The organism is endosymbiont of Lamellibrachia barhami (assembly GCF_011947365.2).
GTDB lineage: Bacteria > Pseudomonadota > Gammaproteobacteria > Chromatiales > Chromatiaceae > QGON01.
Map to the genome: position 1 here is coordinate 1 of NZ_JAAVSH020000002.1, position 1,000 is coordinate 1,000.

1 protein-coding gene and 1 tRNA gene are annotated in these 1,000 nt (G+C 49.5%); both read right to left on the reverse strand.

Annotated elements, in window-relative coordinates; genetic code table 11:
- Positions 1-159: 159 nt before the first annotated feature.
- Positions 160-249: transfer RNA gene (locus tag G9Q73_RS18975), tRNA-Ser, on the reverse strand.
- A 65-nt stretch (positions 250-314) separates the two neighbouring features.
- Entirely contained in the window at positions 315-785 is a 471-nt protein-coding gene (locus tag G9Q73_RS18980) for an aminoacyl-tRNA deacylase (protein WP_177421536.1), read from the reverse strand.
- Positions 786-1,000 lie beyond the last annotated feature (215 nt).

The following is a 1,000-nucleotide window of genomic DNA, read 5'->3' on the forward strand; positions in this document are numbered from 1 at the left end:
TCCGCTAGGGTTGCCAGCACGGCTTTACGCACCTACTCGTATCACCCTAGACCGTTGGAGGGTCCGTATTGAACGAAAAAATCGTGTCTAACTGGAGCCCAAACAGCCCCAAAACACCCCTAAAATTAGACACGATAGACTGCTAACTCATTGATTATATGGCGGAGAGGGAGGGATTCGAACCCTCGGTACGGGTTAACGTACACACACTTTCCAGGCGTGCTCCTTCAGCCACTCGGACACCTCTCCCGATTTGGGAGGCGCAAGGTTAAACCAGATCGGCATCAGACGCAAATCAAAATAACCCGGATCTCTTACAAGTGATTGCTAAGCCTGGAAGGCTGCGCATCATCCATCAGGGAACGGAACTGGGCACCGCTGACATGGATAACCTTTGTATGGTCACCCGTCTCAAAAAAGACGTCTGGCTGATCAACCAGACACTTCTCCACCAAAGTCTCAATACCGTAGGGCTTGCCAACAGGTGGCACCGCCCCCGGCTCACAGTCGGCAAAGGCCTCAGTTAACTCCTGCTCGTCGATAAGCTCCAGATCCCGGCCAGTCATATCACTCAATTCCCTAAGCTCCAACCTGTGGGAAGCAGGGATAACCACCATCAGATAACTTTCATCGTCACCCAGTAGTATCGACTTTGCCATCTTGTCACCCGGAATATGTGCTGCTTCCGATGTCCACAAAGTCGAGTGAGTCCGCCGGTGATCAATGACTTCGTAATCGGTGTCGTGGCTCTCCAGAAACTCTCTCAATGTAATCGCTATGCCCACTCTCTTTCTCCTCTCACACATCACCTTTACTTTAAAGTATAGTTCGCTATCTGTTTTTTCTTCTGATCAAGTGTAGATCTCAGTATGGCCAAAAAACTGAACAAAAAAAGTAAAAAAAGGTCGACGATGGCCGAGTTGGCTGACCGTCACCATCTCTACGAGCTTTCTGTGCAGTGTGCTGAGTCCGAGATCGATTTTGTTGATGACGCATATAA